12 protein-coding genes are annotated in these 19815 nt (G+C 37.8%); 7 read left to right on the forward strand and 5 right to left on the reverse strand.

What is annotated here, in order from left to right; all coding sequences use genetic code 11:
- Window positions 1-25: 25 nt before the first annotated feature.
- Complete coding sequence (pepN, locus tag ACFINO_RS01825; protein WP_375634185.1) at window positions 26-2653, forward strand: aminopeptidase N; 2628 nt, start codon at window positions 26-28, stop codon at window positions 2651-2653.
- A 285-nt stretch (window positions 2654-2938) separates the two neighbouring features.
- Window positions 2939-5260, forward strand: coding sequence for an ATP-binding protein (locus ACFINO_RS01830; RefSeq protein WP_375654956.1), 2322 nt, complete (start codon window positions 2939-2941; stop codon window positions 5258-5260).
- Here the strand turns inward: ACFINO_RS01830 and ACFINO_RS01835 are convergent.
- A complete protein-coding gene (locus ACFINO_RS01835; protein WP_375654957.1) occupies window positions 5257-5778 on the reverse strand; it encodes a methylated-DNA--[protein]-cysteine S-methyltransferase in 522 nt (173 codons plus the stop codon). The genes ACFINO_RS01830 and ACFINO_RS01835 overlap by 4 nt on opposite strands.
- 454 nt (window positions 5779-6232) lie before the next feature.
- Between ACFINO_RS01835 and ACFINO_RS01840 the strand changes: the two genes are divergently transcribed.
- From ACFINO_RS01840 to ACFINO_RS01855, 4 genes are all read left to right on the forward strand, one after another.
- Complete coding sequence (locus ACFINO_RS01840) at window positions 6233-6433, forward strand: hypothetical protein (protein ID WP_375654985.1); 201 nt, start codon at window positions 6233-6235, stop codon at window positions 6431-6433.
- A gap of 167 nt (window positions 6434-6600) precedes the next feature.
- On the forward strand, window positions 6601-10086 hold the full coding sequence (carB, locus tag ACFINO_RS01845) for a carbamoyl-phosphate synthase large subunit (RefSeq protein WP_375636246.1): 3486 nt from the start codon (window positions 6601-6603) through the stop codon (window positions 10084-10086).
- A gap of 247 nt (window positions 10087-10333) precedes the next feature.
- On the forward strand, window positions 10334-10543 hold the full coding sequence (locus tag ACFINO_RS01850; protein ID WP_012754908.1) for a cold-shock protein: 210 nt from the start codon (window positions 10334-10336) through the stop codon (window positions 10541-10543).
- A 321-nt stretch (window positions 10544-10864) separates the two neighbouring features.
- Window positions 10865-12067: a pyridoxal phosphate-dependent aminotransferase gene (locus ACFINO_RS01855; protein WP_375634192.1), complete on the forward strand. Its 1203-nt coding sequence runs from the start codon at window positions 10865-10867 to the stop codon at window positions 12065-12067.
- Between the two features lie 1061 nt (window positions 12068-13128).
- On the opposite strand, the gene ACFINO_RS01860 is transcribed toward ACFINO_RS01855, so the two are convergent.
- A complete protein-coding gene (locus tag ACFINO_RS01860) occupies window positions 13129-14034 on the reverse strand; it encodes a LysR family transcriptional regulator (RefSeq protein WP_273791217.1) in 906 nt (301 codons plus the stop codon).
- A gap of 42 nt (window positions 14035-14076) precedes the next feature.
- The gene (gene trxB, locus ACFINO_RS01865) at window positions 14077-15033 is read right to left on the reverse strand and encodes a thioredoxin-disulfide reductase (RefSeq protein WP_375636244.1); all 957 of its coding nucleotides are present in this window, start codon (window positions 15031-15033) and stop codon (window positions 14077-14079) included.
- A 310-nt stretch (window positions 15034-15343) separates the two neighbouring features.
- On the opposite strand from trxB, the gene ACFINO_RS01870 reads away from it, so the two are divergent.
- Entirely contained in the window at window positions 15344-16738 is a 1395-nt protein-coding gene (locus tag ACFINO_RS01870; RefSeq protein ID WP_375634194.1) for a TrkH family potassium uptake protein, read from the forward strand.
- A 1202-nt stretch (window positions 16739-17940) separates the two neighbouring features.
- On the opposite strand, the gene ACFINO_RS01875 is transcribed toward ACFINO_RS01870, so the two are convergent.
- Together ACFINO_RS01875 and greA are read right to left on the reverse strand one after the other, a co-directional pair.
- Window positions 17941-18999: a glycosyltransferase family 4 protein gene (locus tag ACFINO_RS01875; protein ID WP_375642832.1), complete on the reverse strand. Its 1059-nt coding sequence runs from the start codon at window positions 18997-18999 to the stop codon at window positions 17941-17943.
- Window positions 19000-19016: 17 nt separating this feature from the next.
- Entirely contained in the window at window positions 19017-19490 is a 474-nt protein-coding gene (greA, locus tag ACFINO_RS01880) for a transcription elongation factor GreA (RefSeq protein ID WP_007347010.1), read from the reverse strand.
- Window positions 19491-19815: the final 325 nt, after the last annotated feature.

Genomic DNA, 19815 nt, shown 5'->3' on the forward strand with positions numbered 1-19815 from the left:
CTTAAAATACAAATGGGAAAAAACTATGAAACAGCCAATAACATCTATTTATCGTTTGGAAGACTACCAACCAACCCCTTACGTTATCCCTAAAACACAACTTTCTTTCCAATTAGCACCGACAAAAACCTATGTTACAGCCATATTGTCTATTGAATCCCGTCACGATACAAAAGAATTAGCACCTCTTGTTCTTTCTGGTGATGATCTTACTTTAATTTCTGTTTCTATTAATGATGAGATATTAGCCCCAAACACTTATAAAGTGACGCCTTCACGTTTAGAAATTACAACGCCACCAACGGCTCCTTTTACATTGAAATTGGTTACGGAACTGAATCCTGAAAGCAACCGCCAACTTATGGGGCTTTATCTTTCAAATGGTGTTTATTGCTCACAATGCGAATCGGAAGGTTTTCGTCGTATTACTTATTTTTACGACCGCCCAGATGTTCTTTCTACCTATAGAGTGAAAATTGAAGCAGATACCCAAACAATCCCAATCTTGCTTTCAAATGGTAATCTGGTGGAAACAGGAACTTTAGAGAATAATCGCCATTTTGCCATTTGGGAAGATCCTTATCCCAAACCATCTTATCTCTTTGCTTTAGTAGGTGGAGATCTTGATAAGTTAGAAGACCATTTTACAACTGTATCTGGACGACGTATCGAGCTTGGTATCTATGTAGAAAAAGGAAAAACCGAACGCGCAACCTATGCAATGGATGCTCTTAAACGTTCCATGCGTTGGGATGAACAATGTTTCGGACGCGAATATGATCTTGATGTTTTCAATATTGTTGCTGTGTCCGACTTTAACATGGGAGCAATGGAAAACAAAGGCCTTAACGTTTTTAATGATAAATATGTTCTTGTCGATCCTGAAACAGCAACCGATCAGGATTATAGAAATGTTGAACGTGTCATTGCACATGAATATTTCCATAATTGGAGCGGTAATCGTGTTACCTGTCGCGATTGGTTTCAACTCTGTTTAAAAGAAGGATTCACTGTTTATCGTGATCAGGAATTTTCATCAGATCAAAATGTACGCAGCCTACAGCGAATTGAAAATGTAAAAGCATTAAAAGCGACGCAATTTGCAGAAGACGCAGGACCTCTTGCGCATCCTGTACGTCCTCGTCAATATAGCCAAATTAATAATTTTTACACCACAACTGTTTATGAAAAAGGTGCTGAAGTTGTTCGCATGATACGAACTATTTTAGGTCCTACTCTGTTTCGTAAAGGCACTGATCTTTATTTTCAACGTCATGATGGACAAGCTTGTACAATTGAAGATTTTATTACCTGTTTTGCTGAAGTGTCTGGTCAAGACTTCTCCCAATTCATGCTATGGTATGAACAAGCAGGAACACCCAATGTAGAAATCGATAGTCATTATAGCGATGGTGTTTTAACAATTCATACAAAGCAACATATTCCCGCAACCCCACAACAAAATACAAAAAAGCCTATGCTTATCCCTATCGTATTTGGCTTGTTAGGATCTAACGGAGAAAACCTCACCTATGAAGCAGATACAGATATTCAATCAAATGTTATGCTTTTATCCAAGGAAAGCCAAACGTTTACATTAAAGGGACTGCATGAAAAACCCGTTTTATCACTGCTGCGAGACTTTTCAGCACCAATCATTCTACACACTCCATTCAATGAAAGAGAACTTATTTTTCTTGCACAACATGATGACAATCACATCAATCGCTGGCAATCTCTTAATCATTTAATGACGCAAGCTTTGATTCACAGCATTCAAGATAAAACACAAGAAAAAGCAACACTCCCTTCTGCTTTGCTAAAGCTGATTGAAACGATCATAACAGATGAAACCTTAGAGCCTGAATTTCGTGCCTTCTGTTTAAATTTACCTAGTGAAGTTGAGCTTGCTCATACAATCGGTAAAAATATTGATCCAGATCGTATTCATTATGTCCGCCATCAGTTTTTAGCTTCACTTGCACAAACTCATCAAGAGCTCTTAACAAAATTCTATGGACAAATGCAAACCCAAGAGCCCTATTCACCAAACACAGCACAAGCTGGAAAGCGAGCATTAAAGAATATCATACTGGATTACCTTTCCATTGCTGAAGCCAATCCAAATCGAGCTGCTATACAGTATGCAACAGCTGATAATATGACTGACCGTATGGCGAGTATCGCTGTTCTCGTGAAGCGTTTTAATGAAAGTGAGCAGGCACAAAATGCCTTAAATGATTTTGAAAACCGCTATCAGCATGACCCTTTGGTCATGGATAAATGGTTTTCTATTCAAGCAATGGTTGCTGGCACATCAACACTCGAGAATGTTCAAAAGCTCATGCAACATCCGCTTTTTTCACAAGATAATCCTAATCGTGTACGTTCCCTAATCGGTGTTTTTGCCTCTAACAATCTCACGGGCTTTAATAGGATGGATGGAGCGTCTTATCATTTTCTTTGCCAAGTCATTTTGGAAATTGACAAAAAAAATCCACAGCTTGCTTCACGATTATTAACAATGATGCGCTCTTGGCGACAATTAGAACCTATTCGACAACAAAAACTTGAAACTGAATTAAAAATGATTGCTGCTGCGCCAAAATTATCAAGCGATGTTGCTGATATCATCAACCGTCTGCTCACTTGAAACAAAAAAATATTTTAAATCAATATGCTATAATATTTTTTAAAATAAATTCTATAAACTATTCGATCATCATTAAATCTATAAACAGGCAATCTAAGCCTGTTTATAGATCACGTTTAAAGTACTTTTTTCTTTTCATATTCCAAAATCATAAAAGTAAAATTATTTTTTAAAAAAAAAGACTGGACAGAAGACTCCTGTTTTGATTCATTGCACTCGATGGGGTTACTATGAATATCGAAGCAGTTTTTAAATCACATTATTCCAGAATTAAAGGAACGCGAGATGGCTAAATTGGACGCATATAATGCGCCAAGGGAGGTGTATGCTGATTCAAAATCAAGCGCTCAAAGTCGCAAGAAGCGGACAGAGCGTACCAATCTATTTTCTGGTTCTGCCTATAAAAAACTTCTTTTTATTGAACCTTGGCTGCGACGTGCACTCCCATTTGTAATTCTTGCATTTCTTGTTATACTAGCAGCAATCCGTTTCCTATCAATCTATGATTGGCGCAACACAATTGATAAAAACACGCATTCTACCATCACTCTCTTAGCTTCTCATATTACCAATACAATCGACCGTGACTTACTTGCCGCCACTCGACAAGGAAAAGCTGCTGCTCTTTCTCATAATCATTTACAAAATATCCTAACCAATTTTCGTAACAAAGGTTTTATAAAAACCAGCGCTGTTATTGCTATTGTCGATCAAAAAGGCAATGTCCTAGCTTCATCAAGTTCCGAGATTGTCTTAGGAAAACCCTTACAGGATTTTACCTCTGAAAGCATTACTTTACAAGCTCTAGGAAAACATGCTGGAATCATGAAAATTACAATAGGAAAAGATATTCCTGCTCTTGCTTCCTTTCAGCAAACAGAAAATGGACAATATGGGGTATTCATCAGTAAAAAAATGCAACATATTTACATGGAATGGCGGAAAGCTCTCTCGTTAAATATAACCATGTTCATTGGAACTAGTGGCGTTATCCTCGCTCTTCTTTATGCTTATTATAACCAAATTGTACGAGCACGCAAAACAGATCTTGTTTCAGAAAAAATTCAAAACCGTATTGATATGGCAATGATGCGTGGACGCTGTGGACTATGGGATTGGAATATGGCAAGTGGACGCGTCTACTGGTCACGAGCAATGTACGAAATGCTCGGCTATGTCCCTCAAGATGCATTGCTCTCAATTTCCCAAATTAGCGCCATTATCAATCCAAATGATGCGAATTTTTTTGACCTTGCTCAGGAATTAATGAGCGGTAAAAAAAAGCATATCGATATTAACGTTCCTATGCGTCATGCTGATGGTCATTATGTATGGATGCGCATTCGTGCCGAAGTGACTGAAGAAGAAGAACCCCATTTGGTTGGTATTTCCTTCGATATTAGTGAACAGCAACAATTGGCTGAACAAACGGCGCAAGCCGACCTTCGTATCCGTGATGCGATTGAAAACATTTCAGAATCTTTCGTCTTGTGGGATGCTGAAGGACGTTTAGTCATGTCCAACAGCAAATTTTGCGAATATGCCGCTATTCCTAAACAAATTCTACAATCAGGTATCCAACGTGCAACCGTCGAAGCCATGGCACGCCCTGCACTCAGTGAATATCCCCTTAAAGATGATGGTACTGGTAACTTAACCAGTATTCGCCAAACGGCAGATGGTTGTTGGCTCAAAATTAACGAACGACGAACCCAAGATGGAGGATTGGTTTGTATTGGTACTGACATTTCTGAGCTTAAACAACAACAGGAAAAATTTGAAGACAGTGAAAGGCGTCTTTTTTCTTTCATTCAAGAACTCAAGCGCGCGCGAGGGAGTGCTCAACAACGCGCAACAGAAGTTGAAAAACTTAATAAAAGTTTGAAAGCAGAAAAAGAACGCGCCGAAAGTGCTAATAAGGCTAAATCAGAATTTTTAGCCAATATGTCTCATGAATTGCGCACGCCTCTGAATGCTATTCTTGGTTTTTCAGACATCATGTTGCAATCAACTTTTGGTCCTCTTGGTTCACAACGCTATAAGGAATATATGCATGATATTTACAATTCAGGAACCCATCTTCTAACCCTTATCAATGACATCCTTGATATGTCAAAAATCGAAGCAGGAAGATTTACGCTTGATTGTAAAAATACCGATCTTGAGCCCATCATTAGTGAAGCAGTACGAACATTAACGCCTCAAGCTCAAGAAAAAAATATTGTTGTTACAACAAACATTACCCCAGAACTTCATGCTGAAGTTGATGGTCGTGCAATGAAACAGATTTTCCTTAATCTCATCTCTAATGCCGTTAAATTTACGCCGTCTGGTGGAAATATTGATGTCTGCGCTTTCAAGAAAAAAAATAATCTTATTTTTAAAATTACAGATACAGGTGTTGGTATTCCCCAATCAGCAATTAAAAAACTTGGGCAACCTTTTGAACAAGTTGAAAATCAGCTTACTAAATCTCATACGGGCTCAGGTCTTGGCTTAGCCATTTCACGCTCCTTGCTAGAACTCCATAAAGGAAAACTTGAAATTACTTCAAAAGAAATGAAAGGAACAACTGTAACGATTATAATGCCCATCACACAAAGTTAATTTTCTCCATTTTGTTCTCGTTGTAGTAAAATCTGTTTCCGTTTGTCCCCCCAACGATACCCTGAAATAAAACCATTTTTACGCACAACACGATGACAAGGAATGATAACAGCCAATTCGTTACGTGCACAGGCATTAGCAACGGCACGAAAAGCTTTCGGCATACCAATACGGCACGCTAAGATCTCATAGGAAATTGTTTCACCACATGGTATATCACATAATACTGCCCATACTTGTCGTTGAAAAACTGTACCATTTATATCTAAGGGAAAATTATATTTTTTTACCAGCTTAGGTGTTTCTATCATGGCTATAATATGGGCAACTTCTCTCTTAAATGTATTGTCACCTACAACTTGTTGTGCATCACCAAAGCGTATCGTAAACTCCTGTAATAATTGCTCTATAGTGTCTCCTAACGCTATATGACAAATCCCTTTTTGAGACCTAGCCACCAAAAGCTTTCCTATTGATACATCTTTCAAACAGAATCTCGTTTGGGAAATGTTCAGCATTTTAGCCTTCTTTATATTTTAAATAAGTCTTGAACATCATCAATAAAGTAAAAGGAGAGTATTCACTATCTTTTAAAAACAAACAAAATCATTCTGAAATTATATCCTTAGCCATTGTATTAAAATACACTCTCACCCTTTTATGAAATGGAAAGATACATAGATTGACTGTCTTCCTACCCTAAAACGGAAACTTCGACCAGAGCCGATCTATCAACAATCTTGCTTTTTATATAACAGATTCCAACTGAAACCATTTTATATGGTTTATTTCATAAGCTCTCTACAGACAAATCCTGTCCTGAATTCTATCATACACTCTAACAAAAAACACCTTAATGTGGTAAATTTTCATACCTTATATCACAGCTCTAAACGGCAGTATTTTACGGAACAACACGATAAGCTTCCTATTTCATTTTACGAAATCCCATCGAACCATAAATAATGGCTTATGGCTTATGTCTTACAAGCAACAGAAAAAGCGCGTGCTCTCTTAGGCAAAAAACGTCATAAAACACAAAATATGCAGGCAATGGATTGGAAAGATGTTCTGGCTTTTTATGCTCCACGTATGCTTGAATATTCTAATTTGTTGGAGCACTGTTATTATTTTTTTATCAAAGGTCATACTTTTGATAGACTGATGAGATGACTCAACTCAAAAAAGAAATTTATCTTCAATTTTATGAAAAAAAGCATGGAAAAGGTATTTTAATGCTTACTTTCTTTGTCACTTAACTTATAAAATGATTGTAGCCTCAGAACTGAAATATTTTGCCCGCAACAATCGCACATAGATATTTGTCATAGGAAAAAGTCATGCCCAAACGCACAGATATAAAATCTATTCTTATCATCGGAGCAGGACCTATTATCATTGGTCAGGCATGTGAATTTGATTATTCAGGCACTCAAGCCTGTAAAGCATTAAAAGAAGAAGGTTACCGAATTATTTTGGTAAATTCTAATCCTGCCACGATTATGACAGATCCAGATCTAGCTGATGCAACTTATATAGAGCCCATTACTCCTGAAATAGTTGCCAAAATTATTGCCCACGAGCGTCCCGATGCCCTTTTACCCACTATGGGAGGACAAACAGCCCTCAATACTGCTTTATCATTAAAGCGTATGGGCATTTTAGACCGCTATCATGTTGAAATGATAGGAGCCAATGCTGATGCTATTGATAAAGCTGAAGATCGTGCTTTATTCCGCCAAGCGATGGCAAAAATCGGTTTGGAAACGCCACGCTCTATGTTAGCCAATGCAACAGAACTGAAAGAAGAAAATCGCCAACAACACGCAAAAACGTGTGCTGAACTTAAAGCAAAGCTTTCTGGTGCTGCGCTTGACAAAGCACTCGAAGAACTTGAGCGCAACTGGCGACATACCGAAGCTGATCGCAAACAACATTATATCGCCCATGCAACAGCAAAAGCAGTTCAAGCTCTTGATGTTGTCGGGCTTCCAGCTATTATTCGTCCTTCATTTACCCTTGGTGGAACTGGTGGTGGAATTGCTTATAACCGCTCTGAATTCTATGAAATTATTGAACGTGGGCTTGAAGCTTCACCAACAACAGAAGTATTAATTGAAGAAAGTGTTTTAGGGTGGAAAGAATATGAGATGGAAGTTGTTCGTGATAAGAACGACAATTGTATCATCGTTTGTTCTATTGAAAACATTGATCCGATGGGGATTCATACCGGTGATTCGATCACTGTAGCACCTGCTCTCACCTTAACCGATAAAGAATATCAATGTATGCGTAATGCTTCGATTGCTGTTTTGCGTGAAATTGGTGTTGAAACGGGGGGATCCAATGTACAGTTTGCTGTCAATCCTGAAAATGGGCGCCTCATTGTTATTGAAATGAATCCGCGTGTTTCTCGCTCTTCAGCGCTTGCCTCAAAAGCAACGGGGTTTCCCATTGCTAAAGTAGCGGCTAAACTGGCTGTTGGTTATACACTTGATGAATTAAAAAATGATATCACGGGTGGTGCAACACCAGCATCATTTGAGCCTTCTATTGACTATATTGTGACAAAAATTCCTCGTTTTGCGTTCGAAAAATTTCCCGGTTCATCACCTGTCCTCACAACTGCGATGAAATCTGTAGGAGAAGTCATGGCAATTGGACGCACTTTTCAAGAATCGTTACAAAAAGCACTCCGTGGACTTGAAACAGGGCTTACGGGGCTTGATGAAATTGTGATTCCAGAGCATGCTGAAGGTGATGAAAAAAGTTCTATACGCTCCGCCATTGCCATACCAAGCCCTGATCGTCTACGCTATATTGCTCAAGCCATGCGCACAGGCTTACCCTTAAATGAGATTCACCAAATTAGCAAAATTGATCCGTGGTTTTTAGAACAAATAGCCTCCATCATTGAAATGGAGCAGCGTATCCGCATTCATGGATTACCCCAAGACGCAGATAACTTACGTATGTTAAAAGCTATGGGCTTTTCAGATGCGCGATTAGCCTCCCTTACAGGGAAAGAACCCGATTATATCGCAGCTTTACGCAAATCACTGAATGTTAAACACGTCTTCAAACGGATTGATACTTGTGCCGCTGAATTTTCTTCTCCTACAGCCTATATGTATTCAACATATGAAGTTCCCTTTGCAGGTGTAGAGCACTCGGAAGCACACGTTTCTGAACGCAAAAAAATTGCTATTTTAGGCGGTGGACCAAACCGCATTGGGCAAGGTATTGAATTTGATTACTGTTGCTGCCACGCTGCTTTTGCACTGCGTGATGCAGGATTTGAAGCGATTATGATTAACTGTAATCCTGAAACAGTTTCAACCGACTATGATACCTCTGATCGCCTTTACTTTGAATCTTTAACAACAGAAGACGTTATCGCTATTTTAGAAGCAGAACAGGAAAAAGGAGATTTGGTTGGAGTCATCGTCCAATTTGGCGGACAAACACCCTTGAAATTGGCAAGCGCTCTAGAAAAACACAACATCCCCATCCTAGGTACTTCACCTGACGCTATCGACTTAGCAGAAGATAGAGATCGCTTTCAAAAACTGTTATTTAAACTTAATTTAACACAACCTAAAAATGGTATTGCCCACTCCATTGAACAGGCACGCCTCATTGCCCACGAACTAGGCTTCCCCTTGGTTGTACGTCCCTCTTATGTTTTAGGAGGACGTGCTATGCAAATTATCCGTGATGAACGTAGCTTACAAAATTATTTACTTGAGAGTGTCCCCGAATTAATTTCAGAAGATATCAAAGTCCGTTATCCTAACGACACAACAGGACAAATCAATATATTGCTTGGTAAAAATCCGCTTCTCTTTGATACCTATTTAACAGAAGCAATTGAAGTAGACGTCGATTGTCTATGTGATGGCAAAGAAACACTAATCGTTGGTATTATGGAACACATTGAAGAAGCTGGTATCCACTCTGGTGATTCAGCATGTTCTTTACCAGTCCATACGCTCTCAAATAAAATAGTTACTGAATTAGAGCGCCAAACCAAAGCATTAGCACAAGCACTTCATGTTCGCGGCTTAATGAATGTACAATATGCTATAAAAGATGACACCATTTATGTCTTAGAAGTCAATCCCCGTGCTTCACGTACTGTCCCATTTGTTGCAAAAACGATTGGTCGCCCTATTGCTAAAATGGCTGCACGTATTATGGCAGGAGAAACGCTTCATGATGCTCTTCAAGCTTATGGTGGATTACCTTCTTTGCAGAAAAAACAACATATTGCTGTCAAGGAAGCAGTGTTTCCTTTTGCTCGTTTTTCAGGTGTTGATACACTTCTTGGTCCAGAAATGCGCTCAACCGGTGAAGTTATGGGTCTTGACTATGAATTTTCGCTTGCTTTTGCTAAAGCCCAACTTGGAGCTGGTGTAAAACTCCCTAAAGAGGGAACTTTGTTCGTTTCTGTAAGGGATGAAGATAAAAAACGCATCTTAAATCCTGTAAAACGTTTAACTGAGCTTGGCTTTTCTGTTGTCGCCACAAGTGGAACACAAAAATTTCTCACCGAACACCACGTTGAAGCAAAAAAAATCAACAAAGTTCTAGAGGGACACCCCCATATTGAAGATGCTATTCGTAATCGCCAAATTCAATTGATTTTTAATACAACTAGCACTGCCAGTGCCATCTCAGACTCAAAATCATTACGTTATGCAGCACTCATGCAAAATGTTCCCTATTATACAACAATATCTGGAGCCGAAGCCGTCGTAGAAGCGATCAAAGCACTCAAAAAAAGGCACCTTGAGGTACGTTCACTACAAAGTTATTTTAGTTGAATTTTTTTCTACTTAGCAAAATGTACACTGTTTTCTTATTTTTTCTTTATATAAAAATTGATTAAGACTTGCTTTTTGTTCTAAAAACTTTTATAGAGGTTTCATCGAATTTTCGGTTACGTGACTTTCTTTCCTGTGCAATCTGCACTTTCGACGAAACTTCTCCCACCTAATTTCGATCTACAACCGTATTGAAGGAATAAAAGCTTCAATGCTCAATATAATTATATATTCTAAGGAGTTTCCTATGTCTACAGGAACAGTTAAGTGGTTTAATACAACAAAAGGTTTCGGATTCATTCAGCCTAGTGATGGTAGTGCAGATGTATTTGTACACATTTCTGCCGTCGAGCGTTCAGGTCTAAACAGTCTTAATGAAGGGCAAAAAATCTCTTATGATGTTCTTCAAGATCGTCGTTCAGGAAAATTTGCCGCTGGTAACCTTGCAGCACTTTAAAGTTTAAATTCTGCAATATTTTATTTAGAAATCTTCGTCTGTAGAGACGAAGATTTCTTATTTTGTATAAAGCATTATTTTACCTTGTTAAAATAAAAGACTGTTTATCTCCTTTGCACAATTCATCAAACCTCTTTTATACTTCCTCAAAAACTTTCATAAAATCTACGAAGAGATTATCTTGTAAAATATCTCAAAAAAGAAGAATATAAAGCCCGTGTAAGAGTATTTTGGAAGTTTTTTATTGCATACAATATAATCTCTTATAGAATATCCTTAAAGCAATAACCATTTGTTGATATAATATAAGGATTTAAAATTATGGCTTTTATTGCCGACAAACTGTCTCGTATCAAACCTTCTGCAACAATTGCTGCTTCTCAAAAGGCCCGTCATTTAAAAGCATTAGGGCGCAATGTTATTGCTTTAAGTGCTGGAGAGCCAGACTTTGATACCCCAGACAACATCAAAAACGCGGCTATTGAAGCTATTCGAAGGGGAAAAACAAAATACCCTCCCATATCTGGAATTCCAGAATTGCGCCAAGCAATTTCTGCAAAGTTTAAAAGAGAAAATAACCTTCTTTATCAACCAGAACAAATTATTGTTGGTACTGGTGGAAAACAAATTCTCTTTAATGCATTCATGGCAACTTTGAATAAAGGAGATGAGGTCATCATTCCATCCCCTTATTGGGTTAGTTATCCAGAAATGGTCGCACTCAACGATGGTACGCCTGTCTTTTTAGAAACAAAAGCCGAATTTTCTTATAAACTCCAACCACAAGAGCTAGAAGCTGCCATTACCCCCAAAACCAAATGGTTCATCTTTAACTCTCCTTCAAATCCATCAGGTGCCGCTTATACACATAATGAATTGAAAAAACTCACAGATGTTTTAGTAAAATATCCTCATGTTTATATCCTTTCCGATGATATATATGAACATCTCACATATGAGGGTTTTACCTTTGTGACTCCAGCTCAAGTAGAACCAGCGCTTTATGAGCGTACACTCACAATGAATGGTGTTTCTAAAGCCTATGCGATGACGGGATGGAGAATCGGTTATGCAGGCGGACCACAAGAATTAATTAAAGCCATGGATACCATTCAAGGACAGCAAACATCTGGAACAAGTGTCATTTCACAATGGGCTGCGGTTGAAGCACTCAACGGGCCACAAGACTTTATTGCTAAAAATAAAAATATTTTTCAAGCACGCCGTGATCTCGTTGTCTCCATGCTAAATCAAGCTCCTGGCATTCACTGTCCAACGCCTGAGGGTGCTTTTTATGTTTATCCTTCTTGCACCGGACTTATTGGAAAGAAAACACCCAATGGTCAACGTATTACGAATGATGAAGACTTTGCCATAGCGCTTCTAGAAACAGAAGCTGTTGCTGTCGTCCAAGGATCTGCTTTTGGACTTGGATCAGCTTTTCGTATTTCTTATGCAACATCAGAAGAATTACTTGAAAAAGCTTGTATACGTATACAGCGTTTTTGCAACAGTTTAATTTAAAATTTTTAATATCATCTCTTGTGATTGTTTTTTGCCGAATGTTAGTATATCCGAGAAAATATCTGAAACTGTGTCATGGTCTAAATCTATCGATTCAGCAAAAATATCTATGAATAAACACAAAAATAGATGCTGTAGATAAAGATCAAAAAAATTTAGCTATCAAATAAATGAATCGGTCTATTATCATAAGAGATGACAAGCCTATTCTACTTTCTCCATTCAATTTATAACTCTAAAAAAGACCGAGCACTTTTAAACACAATTGCCCTTATAATCAAAGGCCCTTACAATAAAATCTCTTCTATTTCTCAGCTTCTTCTTCGTCCTAAAACGAAGAAGAAGCCACCTCCCATCGTTGTGTAAACAATCCAGTTTCCTTTAAGTTCTATTTAATAACTACTTGATTTACTTCATAGGCTTTATGAACAAGACCTGCCTTAAATATTCACCTCACATTCTAATAAAAAGCACTTCATGTATAAGGTTTTAAATATTTTATATCACGCCCCTAAAAGACAGACTTTTACAGTACAATAGAATACCCCCTCTCAAACTCCTCATTGAATTTTAGTATTCTTAAAAAATTGTTGGATATCCACCAGTTTCGAAATTTTTTCTTTATCATCTTCCCATATATTGCAATTTCTAGGGACTCTTTCAAAAATTAAAAAAAAAGCCGGACATATGTCCGGCAAATTTGGAAAATCCTCAGAGATAAAATCAATCTGATAGATCTTCGTAAGGGAACACTCAAGAAAACGAAACTGGGAGGCAACATAATCAAGAGATAATATTCTATGTCATTTTATAAGGAAAAGCACAACAAAGACTTAAGCGTATCTGCTATGCAATAAACACATAGCTTTAAATTTGTCTCCATCATGTACCACTCTCTTTAATTAAATAGTAAAAATGTTAACTACACCATCACACGATTGTCCATTTTTCAATATATAATAACCCTCATGGTTGCTAGTATTCATAAAAAACATTTATCCCTCTTTTCAAAAATATTTACCCGCACAGCTAATTATTCCTTATAAATTAAGATATTAATATTAAAAAGACCACTGGCGAGCTTTTAAAAAAATATAATCTCGAAAAGCATTTAACCTTGCCAAATTCTTTAAATTATAAGGATAACAAAAAAAAGTATCAAAAGAAGGAATATCAACCATATCAGGAAAAAGACGCACTAAATGCTCATCATTATTGACGATATAATCAGGAAGCACAGCAATCCCAAGATCACGCATAAGCGCATTCTTTATTGAGATGATATTGTTGATTTGTAAAACTGAAACGCGCAATGATCCATCACTTCTACCAGCCTTTTCCAACCAATTTAAACCAGACAAATAAGGTGGAACAGGTTCACCGAACGAAATAATACGATGCTCATCGAGATCAGACAATTTTTCCGGCTTTCCATAATTTGCAATATACTTTTCCGAAGCATAAACATGCATATGAATTGTAAAGAGTTTTCTTTGTATAAGATCAGGTTGTTTGGGTTGATGCAAGCGAACAGCACAGTCCGCATGACACATTGTCAAATCAAGCTCTTCATCGGAAAGCAAAAGCTGAACCTGCATATCAGGATAAAGACTAAGAAATTCTGGCATACGCTCTGCAATCCACCCTGCCCCCATTCCAAAGGTCGAGGTCACACGCAAGTGCCCCGTTGGTTTTGCATAGCTTTCACTTAATTGCAAACGCACACTTTCAAGCTTCATCAAAACATCATGAGCTGTACGATAAAGAGTTTCTCCCTGTTCTGTAAGAATCAAACCACGCGCATGACGTTGAAATAAGGATACCCCAACCTCTTGTTCTAAAGCCGAAACCTGTCGTGAAACGGCTGATTGAGATAAATGAAGTTTTTGAGCAGCATGCGTAAAAGATCCCGCTTCTGCTGCAGCGTGAAAAACCCTTAACTTATCCCAATCCAACGGTGGCGCCACAATTAATTCTACCTCTATATTCTCTATGTTCTCAATGAGTGACTAACGCTTGGGTATATCCAAAAACCGTTCTGCTTCCAACGCTGCCATACATCCTCTTCCCGCAGCTGTTACAGCTTGGCGGAATGTTTCATCTGTCACATCCCCAGCAGCAAAAACACCAGCAATGCTTGTTGCTGTTGAGTCCGGTGCTGTCCATAAATAGCCGCCTCGTTTTTGTTTCAGCTGTCCTTCAAACAGAGAAACAGCAGGATCATGCCCAATGGCAATAAATATGCCCTCTGCATTCACTTTCATCTCGTGACCTGTCTTAACATTTTTCAGACGTGCCCCTGTTACAACAGCGCCCATTGAATCTTGAGCTGGCAGCCCCACAATTTCTTCAACCACATGATCCCAAAGAACACGTACATTATTACAAGCCAGCAACCTATCTTGCAAAATTTTTTCTGCCCGAAACTGCCCCCGCCTGTGAACCACGCTTACACTTTTAGCCAAATGCGATAAATAAAGTGCTTCTTCAACAGCCGTATTTCCTCCTCCCACGACAATAACGTCCTTATCACGATAAAAAAAGCCATCACATGTAGCACAAGCAGAAACACCTCCGCCCATAAAGGTCTGTTCACTTTCTAAACCAAGCCAGCGCGCTTGAGCTCCTGTTGCAATAATCAGTGCATCACAAGAATATTGTGTTCCTGAATCCCCATATAAGACAAAAGGATACTTCAACAAATCAGCCTTTATAATTGTATCATAGACAATTTTTGTCCCCATATTCTCAGCTTGTTTCGCCATTTGTTCCATCAACCATGGTCCTTGAATGGGATCTGCAAAACCTGGATAATTCTCAACATCAGTTGTAATTGTCAATTGTCCCCCCTGCTGCAAGCCCGTCACCAAAACAGGCTTAAGCATTGCTCTTGCTGCATAGATCGCCGCTGTATAACCAGCCGGACCTGAGCCAATAATCAGCAGACGAATATGCGATTGTACCATTAAATCCCCTTCACTTTATTATAACTTAATTATTCTATAAATGATAACGGAATGCAGCCTTTTAAAAAAATATTTTTCAAGAGCCCTAATTATGTTATGTATACTTCTTTTCAAGTTTTATGAAAAGGTCTGATTACTAATTCATCAAGGCACGCTAATGTTAAGAATTAATCCTTATCCTATAAAGAGAAAAATGTAACTTCTTATGAGCACAAAACCATAATAAAAAGAGATACAAAGATAGGGAACGATCATTTTTCAATTTATTATCAATGTCTGTGCACGTTTTGCCTTAATCATGGGAGGAGCAATGCTTTTGCCAATTTTTGTGGATTTGCACGACAACAATCGTAATTGGATAAGCTTTCTCTATTCTTGTGCCATAACCACCATGTTAGCAACGCTGATTCTTCTAGCAACTAAGGGAGCTACTTGTCGTTTTTCAGCACGACTTGGCTTTATGCTCACTGTTTGTCTTTGGCTTACAGGAAGCATCGTAGGTGCCTTACCTCTTTATCTTTCTCCTCTTCCCATTTCTCTAGCAGGAGCCATTTTTGAATCTGTTTCTGGAATTACAACAACAGGCTCCACAGTCCTTTCTGATCTTGATAATTTATCGCGAAGTATTTTATTATGGCGTTCTCTTATATGCTGGATTGGGGGCATTGGTTTTATCGGTTTAGCCCTCTTAATTTTGCCTTCACTGCGTGTGGGTGGCGTGCGGCTTTTTCATATGGAATCATCTGATAAATCTGAAAAAATATTGCCTCGCATCAACCAAATTGCTAACGGAATTATCATCGCTTATGTTGGGTTAACATTGGCTTGTATGCTTTCTTATTTTGCTGCAGGCATGAATTTATTTGATGCCATTAACCATGCAATGAGTACAGTAGCAACAGCTGGTTTTTCAACGCATGATGCTTCTTTTGGCTATTTTTCTGATACACCAGCCATCTTAATTATTTCAACAATCTTCATGTTGCTTTCTGCTTTACCCTTCGTACTTTATGTTAAATTAGTCCTTCCTGGACACTCCAAACGCTTCCTTGACCCACAAGTGATTGTTTTTCTCCATATCGTTCTCCTTTTCAGCTTTGCTTTAGCGGCATGGCTACGGTTTTATGATCATCGCGCGTTCTACTTGATTTTTCTTGATGTCATTTTTCACCTTTCATCCATTATTAGCACCACCGGTTACAGCGCTGAAGATTATCAACTTTGGGGAGCGTTTGCGCTTGGAATTTTCTTTATTGTTTCTTTTACAGGCGGATGTGCTGGTTCTACTTCTGGTGGCATGAAAATCAATCGCCTCATTATTCTTTGGCGTATTACACAAACAAATATAGAAAAACTTCTTTCTCCTAATGTCGTTGTAAAAGCGCGCTACGATCACTCAAATATATCAAATGATGTTGCTCAAGCCGTTTTGTTTTTTGTCTGTCTTTATATGTTTTGCCTTGTTATCGGCACTGCACTTTTGCTTACAACCGGTCTTGACTTTACCTCTGCCTTTACGGGGGTCTTAACCGCACTTTCAAATGTTGGTCCAGGCTTTGGAGATATTATTGGCCCTACTGGTAATTTCTCTACAATCAACGATCATGCTTTATGGATTTTAAGTTTTCTAATGTTAGCTGGACGCCTTGAAATCATAACAATATTCGTCCTTTTTATTCCCGCTTTCTGGCGTGAACAATTCTAATGTATAGAGTATTTTATGCTACCATGATAAAAAATTGACAAGATAAAAAGGCGAGAACAGTATGCGTCATAATATTCACTCCTCACCCAATCTACTGAAGATTTCCTAAAATTTCATACAAAACATCATATCAATGATATAAAAATAATTCAACAAAAACAATCAAATACCGATATTCTCAAAGCCATAACATATAAAACTTCACTTTATTGATCTTCTTTATCAAATAAAGTGGACGCATAGAACATTCTTTTTTACGAATAATCTCTCATGCAAAAATATGAACATTTGCTGATAAAAGTGTTTTTCTTTTTAATAGAGTTACACCCTTATAGAAAATAAAATGCTATTATATTACGAACTCACAAGCTTGTAAAAAACATCTCACAATACTCATCACCCCCATTTCACGACAGCCCTTATGAAAGATATAAAATGGGCACCATCATTTTTACTTAAATAATAATAAGGTGCAAGTCGCTACTACAAAATAAGATATAAATTAGTACCACCATATTATTTTCTTTCTGCTAATATCGTAACAGCCTGCATTTCAGACAATTTATAAGAAATCTCTTTACACCCTGTCTTCAATAGTTTTTATCCACCACATGCCTTCTTCCAATTGTGATGTGCAAGAAGATAGCTCTCATTAATTTAATATCAACAGATTTTACATGAGAAAATCTTACGGTACTCAAAGCTCTTATTCAAATTGAAAAGGTAAATTATCTATAAAAATCATATATATTGATCTTAAATCCATCTTATTATGAATTTATTGAAAATATGTACGACTATTTTATTCATGGAGATACCATCATTATCTTTTTAAGACAAGAAAACGTTTTTTTGCTATCTATTTAAGTCTTACAAAACGAACAATATCAGTACGACACCGTATAAGATAGTGCATAAATCCCCAGACTTGAGTTAAAGCATTATTTTCTTATTATAAAATATCAATGAATAAAAGTAGCTTTCCTCTCTCCTAGTATGCTTTATCATAAACTACATCGCTCTCAAGCGTATACATTTTTAATCTTTTATCCAAAATTTTGAGAACTTCTTATAGCATTCTACTAAAGACATATAAATTTTGTAAAATAACATTTATATCATTGAGCTGTTTTCTTGATGACTATGAAAAACCTTTAAGAAAAATACTTTTATCATCCCTCAAGAAGATTTTTGATATCATATCAAAGTGTTTTTTCTGCAAACAGTTCTTTGTAGACACGCCCAATCTCCGCTGTCTCCTTTTCCAAAGGAAAGTGCGTACGAACATGGGTTAAAGCTTTCTTTCCGGCTGCCAATGTTTTTTCTACATCAGCAAAATAAGGTTCAATTGCTGCCGTTAAAGCCGCTCCATCTCCTGCTTTTACAACTGTTCCTGTCGCTTCTACAACCAATTCTTTATAAGCTCCTGCATCACTCGTTACAACCGCAACCTGTGATGCCATTGCTTCTAATGGTGTTAAACCGAAACCTTCTGTACGAGAGGGTGCAACATAAAGTGTTAAACGACGGTACCATAAAGGGATGTCCAGAATCTCACCAAGAAAAATAATGCGATCATCCAGACCAGCCTTAGCAATCTTTTGGCGTAATTCTTTTTCAAAATGATAATATTGCTCTGTCGTACGACCAGCGATAAGTGCTGTCCATTCAGGATAGTCAGGCAATAATGCTATCATGGCATCAACAAATAAATCTGTTCCCTTTGAGTAGCGCAGACGCCCAAAACATCCTACCGCATATTTTCCTGGAAATCCTGTCGAAGAAAAGCAATCATCAAGAGTGTGTGGTGGAGTAAAACGCCTCACATCCACCCCATGCATAATAACCTTATGAGGCACTTCTAAATAGACGCCCGTACGTGTACTGGTAGCGATAACCCTATCCATACAGCGAATCAACCATTTGGTAAAAGGCTTATGATGACGTTGTGAAGCCGATGTGAAGATAAGTTTCAGCTTCATTCGCAAAACATCGCGCAAAAAGATCCCGCAAAGCATCTCAATATTGCGTCGTGCATGCCAAATACGAAATGGCTTCCCTTTCGGACTTTTCCAAAGTCCGAAAAGGTCCCTAAAGGCAAGAGTTGGCAAAGTTCGTGGTAAACCAAACCCCAAAGTGGATATACGCACACCTTGTTCGCGTTGCAATGGAATAAGCTGAATAATCGTAGATGTTACTCCCGATAAACGCCTTTTCAAGTGAGGCGCAATAATCTCAGTTTCGTCCAAAGATACACGCATAATAATCCATATGTTATTTAGATGTACTGAACCTTAATGATCTCGTAATTATGCGCACCACCTGGTGCATTCACCTCAATCACATCACCTTCTTGCTTGCCAATAAGTGCACGTGCGATAGGCGAAGAAATAGAGATTTTACCAACCTTTACATCAGCTTCTTGATCTCCTACGATCTGATACACTTTTTTTTCTTCAGTGTCCTCATCCAAGAGTTTAATGGTTGCGCCAAATTTTATTTTGTCACCTGAAAGACGCGAGACATCTATAACTTCTGCTCGTGCGATATAATCTTCAAGCTCATTTATACGCCCCTCATTATGACTTTGCGCTTCTTTAGCTGCATGATACTCAGCATTTTCAGATAAATCACCATGCGCACGCGCCTCAGAAATTGCTTCAATAATTCGCGGACGCTCCTGTTGTTGACGCCAACGCAACTCTTCTTTAAGACTCTCAAAACCAGCTGTAGTCATCGGAACTTTTTCCATAATCCGTCCCTTTCTATTACACGGAAGGTTTAATAAAAATACAAAAAACGGCTTCCAAAATTACTTTTGGAATCCGAAAACTACGATCTTTTTTATTATATAGTACAGTATCGCTGTTTTCCATACAAAAATAAATAAAGGAAACAAAACATGCACAAATAGTGATTAAAACATCTCATTTTGGTGTTTAAAACGTTAAACTTCACTCTTCTCTTTAAAGTATCCTAAAGAAGAAAGAATTGTATTTTTTTCTGTTTTATCATAATCTAGTAAAAGAAATTATATGGAATATGAAGAGAGAAGGATAGAAAATCTCTAAAGAAAT

Source organism: Bartonella sp. AA83SXKL (assembly GCF_042196965.1).
Classification (GTDB): Bacteria; Pseudomonadota; Alphaproteobacteria; order Rhizobiales; family Rhizobiaceae; genus Bartonella.

Excerpts from the sequence above, each read along its gene's own strand:
- carB (WP_375636246.1), top strand. The coding sequence starts at position 6,601 with ATGCCCAAACGCACAGATATAAAATCTATTCTTATCATCGGAGCAGGA.
- ACFINO_RS01875 (WP_375642832.1), bottom strand. The coding sequence starts at position 18,999 with ATGCGTGTATCTTTGGACGAAACTGAGATTATTGCGCCTCACTTGAAA.
- ACFINO_RS01870 (WP_375634194.1), top strand. The coding sequence starts at position 15,344 with ATGCTTTTGCCAATTTTTGTGGATTTGCACGACAACAATCGTAATTGG.
- ACFINO_RS01830 (WP_375654956.1), top strand. The coding sequence starts at position 2,939 with ATGGCTAAATTGGACGCATATAATGCGCCAAGGGAGGTGTATGCTGAT.
- ACFINO_RS01855 (WP_375634192.1), top strand. The coding sequence starts at position 10,865 with ATGGCTTTTATTGCCGACAAACTGTCTCGTATCAAACCTTCTGCAACA.
- ACFINO_RS01840 (WP_375654985.1), top strand. The coding sequence starts at position 6,233 with ATGGCTTATGTCTTACAAGCAACAGAAAAAGCGCGTGCTCTCTTAGGC.
- pepN (WP_375634185.1), top strand. The coding sequence starts at position 26 with ATGAAACAGCCAATAACATCTATTTATCGTTTGGAAGACTACCAACCA.
- ACFINO_RS01850 (WP_012754908.1), top strand. The coding sequence starts at position 10,334 with ATGTCTACAGGAACAGTTAAGTGGTTTAATACAACAAAAGGTTTCGGA.
- trxB (WP_375636244.1), bottom strand. The coding sequence starts at position 15,033 with ATGGTACAATCGCATATTCGTCTGCTGATTATTGGCTCAGGTCCGGCT.
- greA (WP_007347010.1), bottom strand. The coding sequence starts at position 19,490 with ATGGAAAAAGTTCCGATGACTACAGCTGGTTTTGAGAGTCTTAAAGAA.
- ACFINO_RS01835 (WP_375654957.1), bottom strand. The coding sequence starts at position 5,778 with ATGCTGAACATTTCCCAAACGAGATTCTGTTTGAAAGATGTATCAATA.